At 65.5% G+C, this 16,313-nt stretch carries 14 protein-coding genes; 1 reads left to right on the top strand and 13 read right to left on the bottom strand.

Annotated features, from left to right (window positions below; all coding sequences use genetic code 11):
• Positions 1-14 precede the first annotated feature (14 nt).
• Positions 15-989, bottom strand: a complete 975-nt coding sequence (locus ACSQ3Z_RS11510; protein ID WP_436171386.1) for a sugar-binding transcriptional regulator — start codon at positions 987-989, stop codon at positions 15-17.
• Between the two features lie 196 nt (positions 990-1,185).
• Between ACSQ3Z_RS11510 and ACSQ3Z_RS11505 the strand changes: the two genes are divergently transcribed.
• Positions 1,186-1,911, top strand: coding sequence for an MgtC/SapB family protein (locus tag ACSQ3Z_RS11505; RefSeq protein WP_436171385.1), 726 nt, complete (start codon positions 1,186-1,188; stop codon positions 1,909-1,911).
• Between the two features lie 25 nt (positions 1,912-1,936).
• Here ACSQ3Z_RS11505 and ACSQ3Z_RS11500 read toward each other — a convergent pair whose 3' ends face one another.
• From ACSQ3Z_RS11500 to ACSQ3Z_RS11445, 12 genes are all read right to left on the bottom strand, one after another.
• The gene (locus tag ACSQ3Z_RS11500) at positions 1,937-3,178 is read right to left on the bottom strand and encodes a VWA domain-containing protein (RefSeq protein ID WP_436171384.1); all 1,242 of its coding nucleotides are present in this window, start codon (positions 3,176-3,178) and stop codon (positions 1,937-1,939) included.
• Entirely contained in the window at positions 3,171-5,426 is a 2,256-nt protein-coding gene (locus ACSQ3Z_RS11495) for a DUF5682 family protein (RefSeq protein WP_436171383.1), read from the bottom strand. The genes ACSQ3Z_RS11500 and ACSQ3Z_RS11495 overlap by 8 nt, the downstream gene beginning before the upstream one ends.
• 5 nt (positions 5,427-5,431) lie before the next feature.
• Positions 5,432-6,511, bottom strand: coding sequence for an ATP-binding protein (locus ACSQ3Z_RS11490; protein WP_436171382.1), 1,080 nt, complete (start codon positions 6,509-6,511; stop codon positions 5,432-5,434).
• Between the two features lie 19 nt (positions 6,512-6,530).
• Complete coding sequence (locus tag ACSQ3Z_RS11485; RefSeq protein ID WP_436171381.1) at positions 6,531-7,670, bottom strand: DUF5691 domain-containing protein; 1,140 nt, start codon at positions 7,668-7,670, stop codon at positions 6,531-6,533.
• A 285-nt stretch (positions 7,671-7,955) separates the two neighbouring features.
• Positions 7,956-9,341: an SWIM zinc finger family protein gene (locus ACSQ3Z_RS11480; RefSeq protein ID WP_436171380.1), complete on the bottom strand. Its 1,386-nt coding sequence runs from the start codon at positions 9,339-9,341 to the stop codon at positions 7,956-7,958.
• A 176-nt stretch (positions 9,342-9,517) separates the two neighbouring features.
• Entirely contained in the window at positions 9,518-10,798 is a 1,281-nt protein-coding gene (locus tag ACSQ3Z_RS11475; protein ID WP_436171379.1) for an amylo-alpha-1,6-glucosidase, read from the bottom strand.
• 22 nt (positions 10,799-10,820) lie between these two features.
• On the bottom strand, positions 10,821-11,861 hold the full coding sequence (locus ACSQ3Z_RS11470) for an ABC transporter ATP-binding protein (protein ID WP_436171378.1): 1,041 nt from the start codon (positions 11,859-11,861) through the stop codon (positions 10,821-10,823).
• 21 nt (positions 11,862-11,882) lie between these two features.
• Entirely contained in the window at positions 11,883-12,728 is an 846-nt protein-coding gene (locus ACSQ3Z_RS11465; protein WP_436171377.1) for a carbohydrate ABC transporter permease, read from the bottom strand.
• The gene (locus tag ACSQ3Z_RS11460) at positions 12,725-13,570 is read right to left on the bottom strand and encodes a carbohydrate ABC transporter permease (protein ID WP_436171376.1); all 846 of its coding nucleotides are present in this window, start codon (positions 13,568-13,570) and stop codon (positions 12,725-12,727) included. The genes ACSQ3Z_RS11465 and ACSQ3Z_RS11460 overlap by 4 nt, the downstream gene beginning before the upstream one ends.
• Before the next feature lie 85 nt (positions 13,571-13,655).
• The gene (locus tag ACSQ3Z_RS11455; RefSeq protein ID WP_436171375.1) at positions 13,656-14,927 is read right to left on the bottom strand and encodes an ABC transporter substrate-binding protein; all 1,272 of its coding nucleotides are present in this window, start codon (positions 14,925-14,927) and stop codon (positions 13,656-13,658) included.
• Positions 14,928-14,964: 37 nt separating this feature from the next.
• Complete coding sequence (locus tag ACSQ3Z_RS11450; protein WP_436171374.1) at positions 14,965-16,008, bottom strand: substrate-binding domain-containing protein; 1,044 nt, start codon at positions 16,006-16,008, stop codon at positions 14,965-14,967.
• Positions 16,009-16,122: 114 nt separating this feature from the next.
• Positions 16,123-16,311 (bottom strand): hypothetical protein, encoded by a 189-nt coding sequence (locus ACSQ3Z_RS11445; protein ID WP_436171373.1) that lies wholly within the window; start codon positions 16,309-16,311, stop codon positions 16,123-16,125.
• Positions 16,312-16,313: the final 2 nt, after the last annotated feature.

The raw sequence follows: 16,313 nt of genomic DNA, 5'->3' as shown, positions 1-16,313 counted from the left end.
CAAAGAATTGCCGGCTACCCGACCGGCGTCTGTTCCACGAGCGATCGCGCCGTCCGCTCGTCGGTTATCAGGCCCTTCAGATAGCGGCCCTCCAGCACTGACTTGATGGCACGAACCTTCACCTTGCCGCCGGCGACGGCGACAATCCTGCGATTGGCGATGTCTTCGCGGGCCAGCGCCAGCGCCCGGCTGGACACCGTCGTCGCCACCGGCTTCCCGGCCGCGTCGAAGAAATGGCCGAGAAGTTCGCCGACGGCGCCGTTGTCGCGGGTCTCCTCCATCTCGCCCTTCTCGATCATGCCGGTGGCAACGAGCGAAGCTTCGCGCTCGGCGGTGCCGATGCCGGCGATCAAAAGGTCCGCCGACCTCGCGAGATCGAAGACCTCGCTGATGCCCTTCTGGCCGAGCAGCACCGTGCGGTCCTCGGCGGTGTTGGCGAACATCGGCACCGGCATGACATAGGCTTCGGCGCCGGTGCGTTCGGCGAGGCGATGGATGACGTCATGCGGGTTGGCCGAGAATTTTCGCGTCAGGCCGCCGAGCAGCGAGACGAAGCGGATCCCGTCGGCCGATATGCGCGGCAAATATTCGACGCAGGCGGCGAGCGTGCGGCCGTGGCCGATACCGATCAGCGTGCCCTCGCCACGCTCGATCTCGCGCTTGAGGAACTGCGCGCCGGCAATGCCCAGCGCCTTGAGCGGCAGGTCTTCGGAATCGAAGTCCGGCACCACCTCGCAATAGTCGAGCCCGTAGCGGCCGGAGAGTTGGTCCTCGAGCGCGACGCATTCGGAGACTTCGCCGTCGATATAGACTTTGACCAGCCCTTCCTGGTTGGCCTTGGTGATCAGGCGATGCGCCTTGAGGCTGGTCAGGCCAAGCCGCTTGGCGACCTCTGACTGGGTCAGGCCGCCGGCATAGTGGAGCCAGGCGGCGCGGGTCGCCATGCTGGTCTCATCGTCGCGCAGCAAGCCGTTGCCGAACCCAACCATTTCCACCCTTTGATATTTTTATCAGTTGCTGCAAAATTTTTCACAAGGCTTTGCCGGAGTCAAGCGCCGCGTGTTCAAATCGCGCAAAGGAGTGGCGTCGGCGAAGGGGAACCATCACTGCCCCAGCGATGTTGAAGGTCGGTGGGGACGCGATGTATGCGAGGCCGCGGCGCGCTCAGGCCGCCATGGTGGAACGATGTTCGAGCCGTTTTGCTGCGAGATGCCGCTTCATCCGACCTGGCCCGACCTCGCCGCGCGGCTTCTGCTGACGCTGCTGGCAGGCGTTCTCATTGGCTTGAACAGGGAGTCGCGCGGCCGCACCGCCGGGCTTCGAACGACCATCCTGGTTGGCCTTGCGGCTGCCATCGCCATGATCCAGGCCAACATCCTGCTCGACATAGCGGGCAAGGAAACGGATTCCTTCGGCCGCATGGACGTGCTGCGATTTCCGCTCGGCGTGCTGACCGGCGTCGGCTTCATCGGCGGCGGCGCCATCCTTCGGCGCGGCGAGCTCGTGACCGGCGTCACCACGGCCGCCACGATGTGGATCATGACCATGATCGGACTGGCGTTTGGCGGTGGCCAATTCGGCCTTGCCGGGATCGCGACGCTGCTGACCCTGGTGACGCTTCAGGCCTTGAGATGGGTCGACCTCCGGATCCCGCGCGATCATCATGCGATCCTGTCGGTGTCCTGGGCGAAGGGGTTGCCGCCCGACCTCCAGGAGATGGTGCGGCCGCTCGGCTACGACGCGCGCTTTGTCGGCATGGAGCATGACGCCGGCCGCGACCGCTTCGTGTTTTCCTTCAACCTCGAATGGAAACAGCCCGATGCGATCGAACCCTCGACGGACGTGCTGGCGGTGGTCGGCCAGCACTGCGAGGTCGAGCGCTTTGAACTGGTCGGCGAGAAGACGTCTTGAGCGGTGCCGGGACCGCCGACGAAGCTCAGTCGCCTGGCTTCGGCGCTTCGGTGTCGGCGCGAACGACCTTGATATCGGCCCCCGCGGCCCAGGCGCCGATATCCTCCCGCCGCAGTGCCGCCGCCATCATGTCTGGAAACAGGTCCGGCGTGCAGGCGAAAACCGGAACCCCAAGTGCTGCGACCGAACCGGCCATGGCCGGGTCATAGCCTGGGCGGCCCTGATCGGTGAGCGCCAGAAGCACGACGACATTGACGCCGGACCGGACCAGCGATGCCAGCCGGCGCAACAATTCCTGGCCGTTGCCGCCTTCATAGAGGTCGGTGATCAGCACGAAATGGGACTTGGTCGGACGCTCGATGCGCTCGGCGCAATAGGCGACCGCCTGGTTGATGTCGGTACCGCCGCCAAGCTGCACGCCGAACAGCACTTCGACGGGATCGTTGAGGTCCTCGGTGAGATCGACAATCGCGGTGTCGAAGCAGACGAGTTTGGTGCGCACCACCGGCAGCGAGGCCATTACCGCCGCGAAGATCGAAGCGTAGATCACCGAGCTTGCCATCGAACCGGACTGGTCGACACACAGCACGACCTCGTCGAGGTCGACCAGCCGGCGCTGCTTGCGCATGAAACCGACCAGCTTTTCCGGCACGATGGTTTTGTGTTCGGGCTGGTAGTGGCGAAGGTTCGCCGAGATGGTGCGCGGCCAGTCGATATCGCGCTGGCGCGGGCGGTTGGTGCGTCTCGAGCGGTCGAGCGCACCGCGTATCGCTTCAGCGGTCTTCTGTTCGAGCCGTTGCATCAGCTTGGCGACGATGTCGGCTATGATGGTGCGGGCGATGTCCTTGGTCTTGGACGGCATCACCGAGCGAAGCGATATCAGGTCGGCAACCAGATTGACGTCGGCCTCGATCGCCTTGAGGAATTCCGGCTCCATCAGCATCTGCTTCAGGTTCAGCCGTTCGAACGCATCCTTCTGGACGATCTGCACGACCTGTGCCGGAAAGAAGGAGCGGATGTCGCCCATCCATTGCGCGACGCGCGGCGCCGACCGGCCGAGCCCGCCGCGCCGCTTGCGCGGATCGGCGGCAGCATCGCCGGCGCCATCGCCATAGAGGGCGTCGAGCGCGGCCGAGAGCCGCTTGTCGTCTTCGGAAAGGGCCGGCGATGTTTCGTCGGCGGCGCCGATCGCCAGGCGCCAGCGACGCTCCCTCTCGCCGTCGGGCGTGAGCGCGCCGGGCTCGTTCATTTCGGCCTCGTCATCCATTGCCACCTCCCATGAGCAATGGTCCAAGCCGTTCCAGGTGCCGGCGCCAGGCCTCGCCACCGTCCGGCGCCGGCGTCAGGCCAGCCGGCAGGCGCGCCGCGCGGCCAAGAACCGCTTCGATCAACCGCCGGCGCTCCATGCTGTCCAGATTGGAAAAGACGCGGCGCAGCAATGGCAGATGCGCGATGAAAGCCTCTTCGTCGAGCGACTTCAGCCACGCATCGACCGCGCCGCGCAGACCCTCGTCATAGATGAGCCGTTGGCCGGCGGTGCTGAAGAAGCCCTCGAAGAACCCTGCCGCCTCGGTGACCGGCGTTCCGGGCGACAGGCGGCGCCCGAGCAGTCCGGCAGCAGCTTCGGCGGACAGCTGGCCCGCCTCGTAGAGAAGGTGCGCGGCACATCCGGCCAGCAGCGCCGTCGATCGCGGCCCGTCCAGCACGGCAGCCAGCCCGTCGCGCCATCCGCTCAGCACATCGTCCCCGGGTTCGACAAGCCTGATCGCTTCATCGGCCTTGCGCATGGCGCCGACCAGTCCCGCGGCAGCCTGCTGATCGAGGTCGCGCACGGCGTAGGGCAGCGCGATCGCTGCTTCGATGATCAGCCGCTCCATGAGGCCGGACAGGCGGTGCGTCTCCGTCTTGCGCGCTTCGCCATAGCGGATGATGTCGGCAAGCGGCGGCACCGACGCCAGGATTTCCAGGCATTCGCTGCTGTGCGCCGCGCGTGCCTCCAGCGCCACGAGGCCAGCGCTCGAGGCTTCCGACAGGTCGGCCGTGATCGCGCTCTGCACCAGGGCGGCAAGTGTGTCGAGGGTTGCCGCCGCGCCGATCATCTGGATCAGCCGGCCATTGGCGGCCTTTTCGATGGTCGGGCCGTAGACAAGGTTCTCGACCAGCCGAACGGCATACTCCGGCTCCCAGGCCAGCGTCCAGCGCTCACGAAAAGTGCCGCGGCTACGACCGGCGTCCGTCAACTTGCCCCAATGCACACCGAGCACGCTCAACCGGTGCAGCAATGTCGAACGGAAAAGCCCGCTTTCGCTGCGCAGGTCGACCGACAGTTCGCGCTCCAGCGCCTCGGGCTTCAGCCGCGCCGCCTTCTGGTTGCGCTGCAGGTCCTCGATCAAGGGCGCCAGCGGCGTGTCGGGCGGAATTTCACCGACGTCCGCACCCAGAAGCAGCTCAGCCTCGACCAGCGCCCACAGCAGCGCTTCGCCGTTGAACAAAGCGGCGACCGAAGCGTCGCGCAATTCCTCGAACCCGGGTTTCGGCCGCTCGCGAATGGCGGCGAGCGTACGGGCAAGCCGCTCCGCCTCGATCAGCGAAGCGGTCGAGATCAGATGCCCCTTCTTGCGCAGCACTGCCGCAATCATTGCCAGCCACAGGGTTGCCCCGTCATGGCGGCCGCGCGTGCGCCAAAGGTGCTTGCACCAGCCCGGGGCCACGACACCCGCGCCATAGCCAAGGCCCGACGCCAGACGCGGCCCTGTCCACGGCGCCCAGGTCATCGAGCTTTTGCGCCGGGCAATGCCCTTGAGCAGCGCCTGATCGGTTTTCTGGACGTGTGCCGCCTGGAGCGCCGGCACGTGCCATGCGCCGCAGACCACCGCTATCGGTCCATCGAATTCCTTTCGCGCAGCGGTGATTTCGAGCCGCATATGCGCTTCGCGCCTGGCTTCGAACCGGGCGATCGACCCTTCACCTTCGCGCAGCGTCGTCATCGCATCGGCGATGGCCGCGAAAATGGGGCCGGGCTCGGGGTTCTGTTCGACGATATCCGACCACCAGCTTTCGCCATCCTCGTAGCCGGCGGCATGCGCCAAAGTGCCGATCGGATCACGGCGATGCGGGGCGGCATCCTCATCAGCGCCGGCTTCGCTGGCTTCGGCAGCGTCGATGTTCTCCGCACCATCGATCGCCTCGGCGGGCGACCGCGCCGACGACGGCAGGTCGATGAAGCGCAACACCGCCTTGTTGCCGACCGCCCAGAGGACCGCCTGATATTCGGGAGAGAATTCGGCAAACGGCCAGAAGCTGGTCGAGGCCGGGTCATCCTCCGGGTAGCACAGCAATGCCACCGGCGGCTGCATTTCCGGGCGGGCCAGCAATGGCAACAGCGCCGAGGCGTCGCTCGGCCCTTCGATCAGAACGGCGACGGGCCGCAATTCCTGCAGCGCCTTCACCAGGCTTTCGGCGGAGCCGGGCCCATGATGACGTATGCCGAAATAGGCGATGTCGCTGTGCTTCATCGGTGTCAGATCGCCGCGTTCAGCGCCGTATAGTACCCGGCATAGTCAGGCCGCTTCTTGAGCACCGTTTCCAGATATTCTTCCAGCACGGCCTTGTCCTGCACCGGATCCTTGACGATCGCGCCGACAAGGCTGGCGGCGAGACCTTCGGCGCCGAGCTTGCCGCCATCGAACCAGGCCGCCTGGCTGAGACCGCCAACCATGGTGGCGATGGCCTCGGCCGTCGACAGCGAGCCCGAAGGTGTCTTCAGCGTCACCTTGCCGTCGGCGGTCGAGCCAGAGCGCAATTCGCGGAAGATGGTCAGCACGCGGGCGATCTCTTCGGCGACATTCTTCGGCACCGGCAGGTCGAGGCCGCCTGCCATCTCGCCGACGCGTTTGGAGACGATCGAGACCTCCTCCGCCATGTCCTCGGGCAGCGGCAGCACCACGACATTGAAGCGCCGCTTCAGCGCCGAGGACAGCTCGTTGACGCCCTTGTCGCGGTTGTTTGCCGTGGCGATGATGTTGAAGCCGCGCTGGGCGTAGATCGACGTGTTCAGTTCCGGGATCGGCATCATCTTTTCGGAAAGCACGGTGATCAGCGTGTCCTGTACATCCGAGCCCATGCGCGTCAGTTCTTCGAGGCGGCACAGCTTGCCGTCCTGCATGGCGCGATAGAGCGGCGTCGGCACCAGCGCTTCCTGGCTCGGGCCTTTCGCCAGAAGCTGGGCATAGTTCCAGCCATAGCGGATCTGGTTCTCGTCGGTTCCGGCCGTGCACTGCACGATCAGCGTCGAGTCGCCCATGATGGCCGCGGCGAGATGTTCCGAGACCCAGGATTTGGCGGTGCCGGGAACGCCGAGCAAAAGCAGCGCACGGTCGGTGGCCAAAGTCGCCACAGCAGTTTCCATCAGCCGACGGCGGCCGACATATTTCGGGGTTATCAAGGTGCCGTCGCTGGCCTTGCCGCCCAGCAGATAGGTCAGGACGGCCTTTGGCGAGAGGCTCCAGCCGGCGGGCTTTTGCTTGTCGTCGCCGCGCGCCAGCGCTTGCAATTCACTGGCATAGGCCTGCTCGACCGGGAGACGGATGGCTGCGTTCATTGTGCTGTTCTCCGGATTGTCATGTGTCGGTTCCAGACGATTGTTCGGCCAACGCGGCGTTGAGGCGCAGGAGAGTGAGTGACGGAGCCGCGGGCGGCATGCCGGCTGCGACGACCTCGTCGATCAACCTCGCCGCCGTGGGGGTGGTGGCGAGGAAGCCGATCGTTTCGAGGATATCGTCGAGGCCGCGGCGCATGACGTCGTCGTTTCCGCCGATGACTGAACGCAACGCCGGAAGCACTTGCCCGTTTGTCAGGTCATCCCATCCCAGCCAGCCGGCGTCGATGCCTTCCGCCAGACTGATCACGCCAAGGTAATTCGTTTCCTTGAGGATCGAGCGGATGAACACGCGCTTTCTGCGGCTGTCCAGGCGCGGTGTCAGGTGCACCACGAACAGCGCCGGTTTGCCGCCATCGGCGACAAGCGTATCCGCCATCTGCGTCACCGCGGCATCGCTGCCTGAGGCGGCGACCATTCGTGCGATCAGGATGTCGGCATTGTTGTCGGCGCCGAACTGCCAGGCGCCGATGAATTCGGGTTCGGTGGCGCCGAACCGTGCGGCGAGGTCGACCAGGTTGCAGGTTTCGAACAATTCGGCGCGACGCTGTTCCTGCGCCGGGGATTTGAGTTTTACCGGCGTGTAGGTGGTGCGGCGGCGGATGAAGCCGGATTTGCCTTCGCTGATGAAAGCGGCGAGTTCGGCAACAGGATCATCCGTGCTACCGCCGTCGCCCGTACGACCGTGCTCACCCAACCTTGCCAGCAGCCGCCCAGCCAGTTCGCGCACCTTGCCGGAACGGTCGGCGGAAAGGCTCTTCAGGAAAGGCGCATCCTCGAGGGTGAGACCGAAGCGCATGAGTTCGATGAGCGCAAGCCTGACGTCCGCCGATTCACCCGGCGCCTTGGTCTCGATCAGCATGCGAGCAGCAGTCGGTTCGCTGCGGCGCATGTCGGCCAGCGCAATACGGCGCGCTGCGGGATAGAAGTCATCCCAGTTTTCCGCCGTCAGTTTCTCGCGCGGGGCATGCGCCTGCCCTTCGATGCCGGCTTGCCAGTCGATCCAGGGGGCGTAGACGTCCGGGCTGTTCTGGTCCGAGGGCATCCAGTCCATTGGATGGATCACGAAGCCGCGGCTGGCGACCAGCGTCACCACACGCACCTTGCGCCTCGCGTCGGGCGGCTCGCAAGAGCGGCCGCAGTCGCTCCGGCAGCATGGGCAGGGCAAGCGCCGGCAGCGGCGGACGACGCGTCAAAACCTTCGGCGCCGCAGGCCGCAAGCCGATGTCGAGGGCCTGCGCGGCGATCGCCAGCAGCCGGCGTTCCCGTTCGTCGGGGCCTGCGGTGCCAGCGATCTCCTTCCACGCGGCTGGTGCGAGGTCGAATGTCGGTCCGCCGGTGATCCAGCAGTCGCGCATTGCCGCCAGGCCTGTCTGCTCGAGCTCGTTCACGACAGATCGAGCCTTCCGAAGCTGCTCTGCGCCGCCAGAAGGTCAAGCCTGGCGCCATTCCACAGCGCTGCGGCGGCAGCAAGGTCGATGCCGAGCAAGGTTTGGTCGACAGCACCTGCGATCGGCAAGGCGATCCCATGCGGATCATCGGCTGCCTGCCACCAGGCGGTGCCGCGGTCGTCGAGCGAGATCGCGCCCGGCGGCAGGATGAGAGGACTGTCGGTCAGCCATGGCGCGCCATCTTGCTGGGATGCACGCGCCGCGAGCGGGTCTTTCAACGCGCCGAAATCAGGCCACGCCGCCCCGGAAGAGACGTCGCCGACGCGCTCCGCCACCAGCGCGCGGAGCGGTGCGCGCGATGGATAATACACCAGCCGGGCATTGAAGCGGTCGCCTGGGGCGAAGGCGTTGGATCGGCGCCCGGCCGAAGCCGGAAAATAATCGAGCAGCAGGGCAAATTGCGGCGTGGCGCTCTTCAGGTCGAGCAACCAGGTCGAATGGCTGACGAGACCGTCGCGACGGGTTTCGATCTTCTCGCCGAGAACCTCCCAGTGGCTTTCCACCTGCCTGGCGTCGGGATTGGCCAGGACCTGTTCACGGGTTTCGGACGTCGATACGAGCCGCCTCAGTTCAGGATCGTCAGGCTCCGATCGCCAGGCCTTGGCCAGCAGCACCAGCTTGCCGAGTTCGCGGATCGCCGCGTCCGGTCTTTCCTCGCTGCGCAGCGCCATCAAGCGCGACGGTATCTCGTCGATGCGCCCGGCAAGCGCGGCTGCTTTCAGATCGACGAGCCGTGCGGCAATGCGGCGGCAGCGCTCGCTGCTGGCGTCGACAAATCCGGACAGTCCAAGCCGCAACTGGTCGGCGATCCATTGGTCGAGTTCATCGAGCGCCGCCGACACCGCGGAGCGTGTATCTTGCGCCCGCTTGCGCTGCGCCGCCTCGCGCCGTTCGACCGCCGCGGCGTCCTCGACGACGGCACCCTCATCCGGCTGCAGAGCCTCGTCGATGCTCTTGGGTGCCGCGCCGGGCACTGGCCCCGCCGCCTGTGGCGTCGTCTTCCGGCGCCGGCCAAGCCAATCATTCACCCATTCCGGCGTCGAGTCAGCAGCCGCAAAACTGGCTGGTGCGGTGGCGGCGATCCACATCAAGGCCAGCGTGTGTTTGCAGGGAAACTTTCGCGATGGGCAGGTGCATTTGTAGCCGTGATCGCCGGTATCGACCACCACGCGATAAGGGTTGGAGCCGGAGCCCTGGCATTCGCCCCAGATCAGGGCCTGCTGCTCATTCCTTTCAAGGCGCGGCCAGTTCGATCGCTTGGTCAGCTTGGAGGCGGCGCTGAGCGACGCCTGGTCGGGAGCAAGCGCCTCTATGGTTTTCAAGTCGAATTCCAAGCCGCGCCCCTCGTGACCCCGAACCAAACGTCGTCGCCAGTATAGGTAGCCGTTTGTGAAGAATTATTGTAGCGCGGATGTGGGAAAGCGAGCCCTGCCCAGCTTATCGATCTAGCACCCACCGGCAGCCTACGCGAAGGGTCGCGCGAAGCGAATAAGAGGCGTCAGCCTCTGCCCTTCAAGAACTCGATCACCATCGCCGCCGTCCAAGTGAAACGGCCGCCGCCGAGCGGCTCGCCGGTGAGCGGGTCGTAATATTCGGCAAAGCCGCTCTCGGTGATCAAATCGAGGCTCGACTGCGTGATGCGCCGGGCAACCGCGCCATGGCCGACGGCGGCAAGTCCGTCGGCGATCATGTAGTTGACCACCAGCCAGACCGGGCCGCGCCAGTAGCGCTTGGCGTCGAAGCGCGGATCGTCTGGATCGTGCGAGGGCACGACATGACGCGCCTTGCCGGCGAGGCGCTCGACAGTGGCGGCGAGCGTCGCGGCACGCGCCTGTGGGATGGCCGCGAAGGCCGGCAGGATGCCGCCGACGGAGGCGCTGTCTACCAGCTTGCCGGTGGTGCGGTCGAGGCAGAGATACTGGCCGTGCGCCTCGCTCCACAGCTGCTCCATCGCCGCCAGGCCCTTTTCGACGCGGGCACGGTTGGCGCTGGCGATCTCTTTTTCACCAAGAGCCTCGGCGAGATCGGCAAGGTCGGACGAGGCGCGGATCAAGATGGCGTTGAAGCCGGGATCGACGACCTGGAAGGGCGAGGCATCGTGAAGCCGGGCATTGTCCCATCCAAGCCCGCGAAAATGCTGCACCAACCAGATGTAGCGATCATACTGCTCTTGCGTCGGCCGATGCGCCGGGTCGGCATGCAGGATGTCGCGGCGGGTGTAGGGCTCGACGCCTTCGGTCGGCACGCGCTCGAAGGCATCGTCCCAGTCGATGGAGTTGTCGCGGCCGGACTCCCAGGGGTGGATGATGGCGACCAACCCCTCGCCCCTGGGGTCGCGGCTCTCATAGAACCAACGGTGCCAGGCATCGATCTTGGGCAGCAGCGCGCCGGCGCGTTCGGCCGCCAGTTTCTTGTCTTTGGCGCGGTCGAACAGGCGGCGCACGGCAAAGCCGGCGACGGCCGGCTGGGTGATGCCGGAGGTGGCCGTCGGACGCCCGGTTTGCCAAATTTCGGGTCCGGGGAAATAGCCGTCGCTCCAGACGTGGAAGACGATATGCGGCACCATGCCGTCGGGCCACTGGTGCGCGAACAAGGTCTCGATCTCGGTCCAGGCGCGCGCCTCGTCGTAGTGGGCGAGGCCAAGCGCGGTAAGGCAGGAATCCCAATTCCACTGGAACGGATAGAGACCCTTGGTCGGGATGGTGTAGGCGCCGTGGTCGTTCTCCTTCAGCACCTCGACGGCGCGGGCGATGGTTTCGTCGACGGCAAGAGAAGTCATTGAAGCGTTCGTTCTTTCTGGATCAAAGGGCATTGGTGGTTTCGGGATCGAACCAGCGGATGCGGTCGGGTTTGGGCGCGAGGCGCAGATGATCGCCGACCTGGACACTGGCGTTCGATTCCAGGATGGCGCGGAACAGGCCGCCCTCGACATCGCAAGTCACCAGCGTGTGTGGCCCGAGCGGCTCGATGACGCGCACGGTGGCCTGCAGGCCTTCACTGCCGGCGTCGACGTCTTCCGGGCGGATGGCGAATTCGATCTTCTGCCTGTCCGATTTCGGGCCGGGCAGCGTCAGTCCGGCGACGGACCAGTTGCCATTCGCAGCCTTCGTCGCGGGAATGAAATTCATCGGCGGATTGCCGATGAAGGAGCCGACAAAGCGGGCGGCCGGGTTGCGATAGACCTCGACCGGCGAAGCCGCCTGGACGATGCGGCCCTGATGCATGACGGCGATGCGGTCGGCGAGGCTCATCGCCTCGACCTGGTCGTGGGTGACGTAGATCGTGGTGGTCTTCGACGCGGCGAGCACGCCCTTGAGTTCGGCGCGCATCTCCAGTCGCAGCAGCGCGTCGAGGTTGGACAGCGGCTCGTCCATCAGGATGACGTCGGGCTCCATGGCGAGCGCGCGGGCGACGGCGACACGCTGGCGCTGGCCGCCTGACAGCTGGCCCGAATAGCGCTTCAGCAGTTGCTCGATGTGCATGAGCTCGGCGGTGCGGTTGACGCGACGCTCGACGTCCTGCTGCTGCAGCTTCTTCATGCGCAGGCCGAAGGCGATGTTCTCGAACACGGTCAGATGCGGGAAGACGGCATAGTTCTGGAACACCATCGCAATGCCGCGCTCGCGCGGCGGCAGGTTGTCGACGCGACGGCCGCCGATCCAGACCTCGCCCTGGCTCGGCATCTCCAGCCCGGCGACGATCCTGAGCAGTGTGGTCTTGCCGCAGCCCGAAGCGCCGAGCAGCACCATGAATTCCTGGTCGGCGATGGTGAGGTCGACCTGATGCAGCGCGGTGAAGCCGCCGAAGCGCTTGGCCACTCCCTTGATGGCGATTTCAGCCATGAGCCGTCTCCGTGTCTCGCGTCATCGGTTGGCGATCCCCCACATGGCGAACAGATATTTCCTGACGGCGAAGATGAAGATCAGCGCCGGGACGACCAACGCGGCGCCGCCGGCGAATTTGAGATACAGCGGCGACTCGCCGAGGCTCTGCAGGAGGAAGGCGGTCAGCGTACGGTTCTCGATGGTGAGCACGGCGGCGGCGAACACCTCGTTCCAGGAGATGGTGAAGGCGAATACCGCCGAAGCGGCGATGCCGGGCAGCGCCAGCGGCAGGATGACCTTGCGAAAGGCCTGCAGCCGTGTGCAGCCGAGCGTCCAGGCGGCTTCCTCGAGTTCGACCGGTATGCCCGAAAACAGCGAGAAGGTGATCAGCACCGCAAAGGGCAGCGCCAGCGTGGTGTGCACCAGCGCCAGGCCGATTGCGGTGTCGTCGAGACCGGTGCGGATGAACATCACCGCCAGCGGCAGGGCCAGCAGCGGCAGCGGGAAGGCGCGCGTCATCAGCACCAGGAAACGGAACGTGCCCTTGCCCGGAAAATCGAAGCGCGACAGCGCATAGCCGGCCGGCGCGCCGAAGCCGATCGACAGGATCATCGTCAGCGCGGCGACGAGGACAGAATTCCACAGCGCCCTGGCGACACCGGCGAAATTGATGAAGAACGAAAGACTGCCAACATCGAAGGACGGGAAGAAGCGCTTGGGGAAAGCGGTGACCTGTTCCGGCGACGACAGCGCGTTGACGATCAGGAGATAGATCGGCAGCAGCACCCAGACGCTGAGCAGGATGGCGGTGGCGACGAGCAGCCAGCCGCCGGCCTTGCGCGCATCGGCGGCCGTAGCGATCGGCGCTTCGGCATCGGCGCTCATATGCGCGCCTCTTTGGGCACACGCAGCACCTTGAGGAAGAACAGCGTGAAGCCGATCGAGATGGCGAGGATGAGCAGCGCCGAGGCGGCCGCGACATTGCGATCCTGCAGCGTGAATTGCCAGTTGTAGGTTTCGCCCATCAGCACCGGCAAATTGGTGCCGCCAAGGGCGGCGACCACGGCAAAAACCTCGAAGGCAAGGATGACGCGCAGGATGATCGCCGTCTGCAGGCTGGGGCGAAGCAACGGCAGCGTGATGCGCACGAAGCGCTTCCAAGGGCCGGCGCCAAACACTTCGGCCGCCTCGTAATACTCTTTCGGAATCAAGCCCATGCCGGCGACGAGGATGACCATCATGATGGCGGTGGCGCGCCAGATCTCGGCCAGCGCTACGGCGATGAAGATCGTCAGCTTGCTCTGATAACCGAGGAACATGATCGGCCGGTCAACGATGCCGAGGCCGGAGAGCAGCGTGTTGAGGAAGCCGGACTGGTCGAAGATGGCAAGCCAGATCAGGCCGGCGGCGAGATCGGAAATGCCGAGCGGAATGGCAAAGATGTAAAGCGCGGCACTGCGACCCGTCTCAAGCCGCGACACCACTGAAGCCATCAGCAGCGCCATGACCAGTTGGATCGGCACGACGATCGCCGCAAGCAGCAGCGTATTGCGGACGGTGACAGGGAATTTCCAGCTGCCGGCCATGGTGCGGAAATTGTCGAGGGTGAAGGCGCCGTCGCGGGTCACCGCCTCGAAGGCAACCAGCGCGAACGGGTAGAGGAAGAACACGCACAGGAACAGCGTCGCCGGCATCAGCAGCAGATAGGGCAAAGCCTTGCCGTGCATGGTGGTGTCCTTTGCGATGGTGCTGCGATCTGGGCGCCCGGAGTGCAACAAGCTCCGGGCGCCCCTTGGGAGGGTCGGTTGATGCTTATTCGACCGGGCAAGCGCCTTCGGACGGCTTGTCGGGCGCCCAGCACGGCGCTTTGGCCTGGTCGATGATCGCCTTGAGCGCGGCCGCCTGCTCTTCGAGCACGCCATGCACGTCCTCGCCGCCAAGCACGATGCGCTCGAAGCTGTCGGTGTAGATCTGGTTGAACTTGCCACCGAGATCGCCGAGCCCCATCGGCAGCAGCGCCGGCAGCGCATCGGGAGCGCCGGCCATGGTGGCGATGGCCGGGCCGAAGGCTTTCACCGAGGCCGGCATGTCGTCGGGCAGCTTGACGTCGACGACGGGGAAGAAATTGGTCGCCTTCAGCGTCGCGATCTGGGTTTCCGGCTTCAGCATATAGGCGACCAGTGCCTTGGCCTTGTCCATGTCAGGCGAGGTCTTCGGAATGGCGACGCCGGCGACCACCGGCATGAAGCCGCGGCCGGCGGGACCAGCCGGGGCCGGGAAGGCGACGAACTCGTCGGGCTTCTGGTTGAAGGCATCGGCGAGCCGCGCGACATGGTCGAACGCGACCCAGACCTCACCTGAAAGCAGTGGCTCCTGCATGAAGGCGTAGTTGGTCGAGTTCGGGTTGGTGTACTGCCAAAGTTCCTTGAACTTGTTCCAGGCAGTCTCAGCCTCGGCCGAGCGGAACTTGGTCACCATCGAACCGGTGTAGGACGGGTAGAGGAAGCCTTCGAAGAAGCGGTGCTTCAGTCCCTTGGGACCGGCCGGAAAGCCGAATTTCGGCGAGCCGGTCTTTTCGGCGATATTCCTCGACCATTCGATCAGCTGGTCGTAGGTGATGGTGTTGAGATCGACGCCTTGCGGCAGATATTGCAGCGCCTGCTTGTTCGCCGCCATCAGGTAGGTGGCCTGCATCCAGGGCATGTATTTCTGCTCGCCGGTGCCGAGCATGCCGAGCTTCCTGTAGGCCTCGTTGACCTTGACCCCGCCGACATCGACGCCGGACAGGTCGACAAGGTTGGCGCCGACAGTGGAGAAGTCGCCATGCAGGCCGCCGAGCAGGCCGATCGTGCCGGAGCCTGCCTGAAGTTCGGCCTGCAGACGGGTGAGCCAGGGGCCGTCCTCGGCGACCTGATAGTCGACGGGGCCGTCGAAGCCATTCAGCACCGCGTCGCGCATCTTCTGCGTTTCCTCGACCGGGCGCGCCTGTGTCGACCAGAACAGCACCTGCTGGGCGTGCGCAGCGGCGCCGGCAAGCGACAGCGCCAGCATTGCGCCTGCCAGTGTTTTCAATGCATTGATCATGCTCATCCTCCCTGGATAGGCGCCGTCATTTGCGGCGTCAGCTTCTTGTCAGTGGTGCGGGTCCATGGCTAGCCCGAGGAACCAGCGTCGGCCGGATCAATCGTGTCAGCGGTTCAGCCGGCCTGTCGGCGATGATGGTGAGCAGCATGTCGGCGATCTCGCGCGCACACTGACGGATCGAGGCATCGAAGGTGGTGAGGCCTGGCGGCGCATAGGCCGAAGCGACGACATTGTCGAAACCGATGACGGAGAGATCGCGCGGCACGGTGAGGCCGGCGCGGGCAGCCTCCTCCATCACCGTCAGCGCCAGTTCGTCGAACAGGGCGACAATAGCCGTCGGCCGCTCAGGCCCGTGCAACATCTTGTTGACGGCCTGGATGCGGGCGCCGCGATCGAAGCGCGGCGCGGTCGCCACATCGAGCCGCACCGACGGGTCGCCGCGGCGAGCAATGGCCGCGGCAAGCCCGTCCTGCCGCAAATGCCGGAAGGTCATCGGCTCTGAAATCGTCACCAGGCCGAAATGCCGATGGCCGAGATCGTAGAGCATGTCGAAGGCTTCGCCGAAGGCGTGCGCGCCGTCGGTGTCGAGCCAGTTGTAGGCAAAGTCGCTGTCGAGCAGCCGGCCATGGGCGACGAAGGGGAAGCCGCGCTGGCGCAGATAGGCTAGCCGCTCATCGACCTCGGCGATGCGGGTGACGACGACGCCGTCGGCGCGCCCGGATTCGACGACATGGCGCAGCACCGACAGTTCCGACTGGCCTTCCGCGGCAGTGGCGAGGATGAGGTCGGCGCCGTGCGACACCAGTCCCTCGCCAAGCCCGGTGACGAACTCGCCGAGGAAGGAATCGACAAGGTTGGGACCACGGATCGGCAGCACCAGGCCGACGAAGCCGCTGCGGCCGGACACCAGCGTGCGCGCTGCGGTGTTGGGAACATAGCCCGCATGGCGCGCGGCTAACGCGACGCGCTCGCGCGTCTTCAGGGCGATCTGCTGATGGCCGGCAAGCGCCCGCGAGACCGTCGTGATCGACAGGTCAAGGCTCGCCGCAAGCTCCTTCAGCGTGATGACACGGGCTGGCAATCGCTCCTCCCGAACGAACTGTTTGAAACGTTTGTAATGCGGTTTTGCGAAATTGCAAACGTTTTAAATTTGACGCAACGAGGTCGGCGACGAGACTGCCGGACCGGTCGGTTCTCAGCTTGGTGTTGTGATGCTCGGCTTCGGGCCCGCCTGGACGGCGGCCCCTGCCCCGCCGAGATAAAGCCGGTGCAATCCAACCGAGGCGCCGGCTTCGGCGAAGCGGGTGACGATGGCAGCACCAATGCCGCGTCCGCCACCGGTCACCAGTGCTACCTTGCCCTTGAGGTCGAACGGGTTCGCCATCG

The sequence above is a fragment of the Mesorhizobium sp. LjNodule214 genome (assembly GCF_964252735.1).
Lineage (GTDB): Bacteria > Pseudomonadota > Alphaproteobacteria > Rhizobiales > Rhizobiaceae > Mesorhizobium.
Note: the sequence above shows the minus strand (reverse complement) of the source record. Positions and strands in the feature narration are given on the sequence as shown.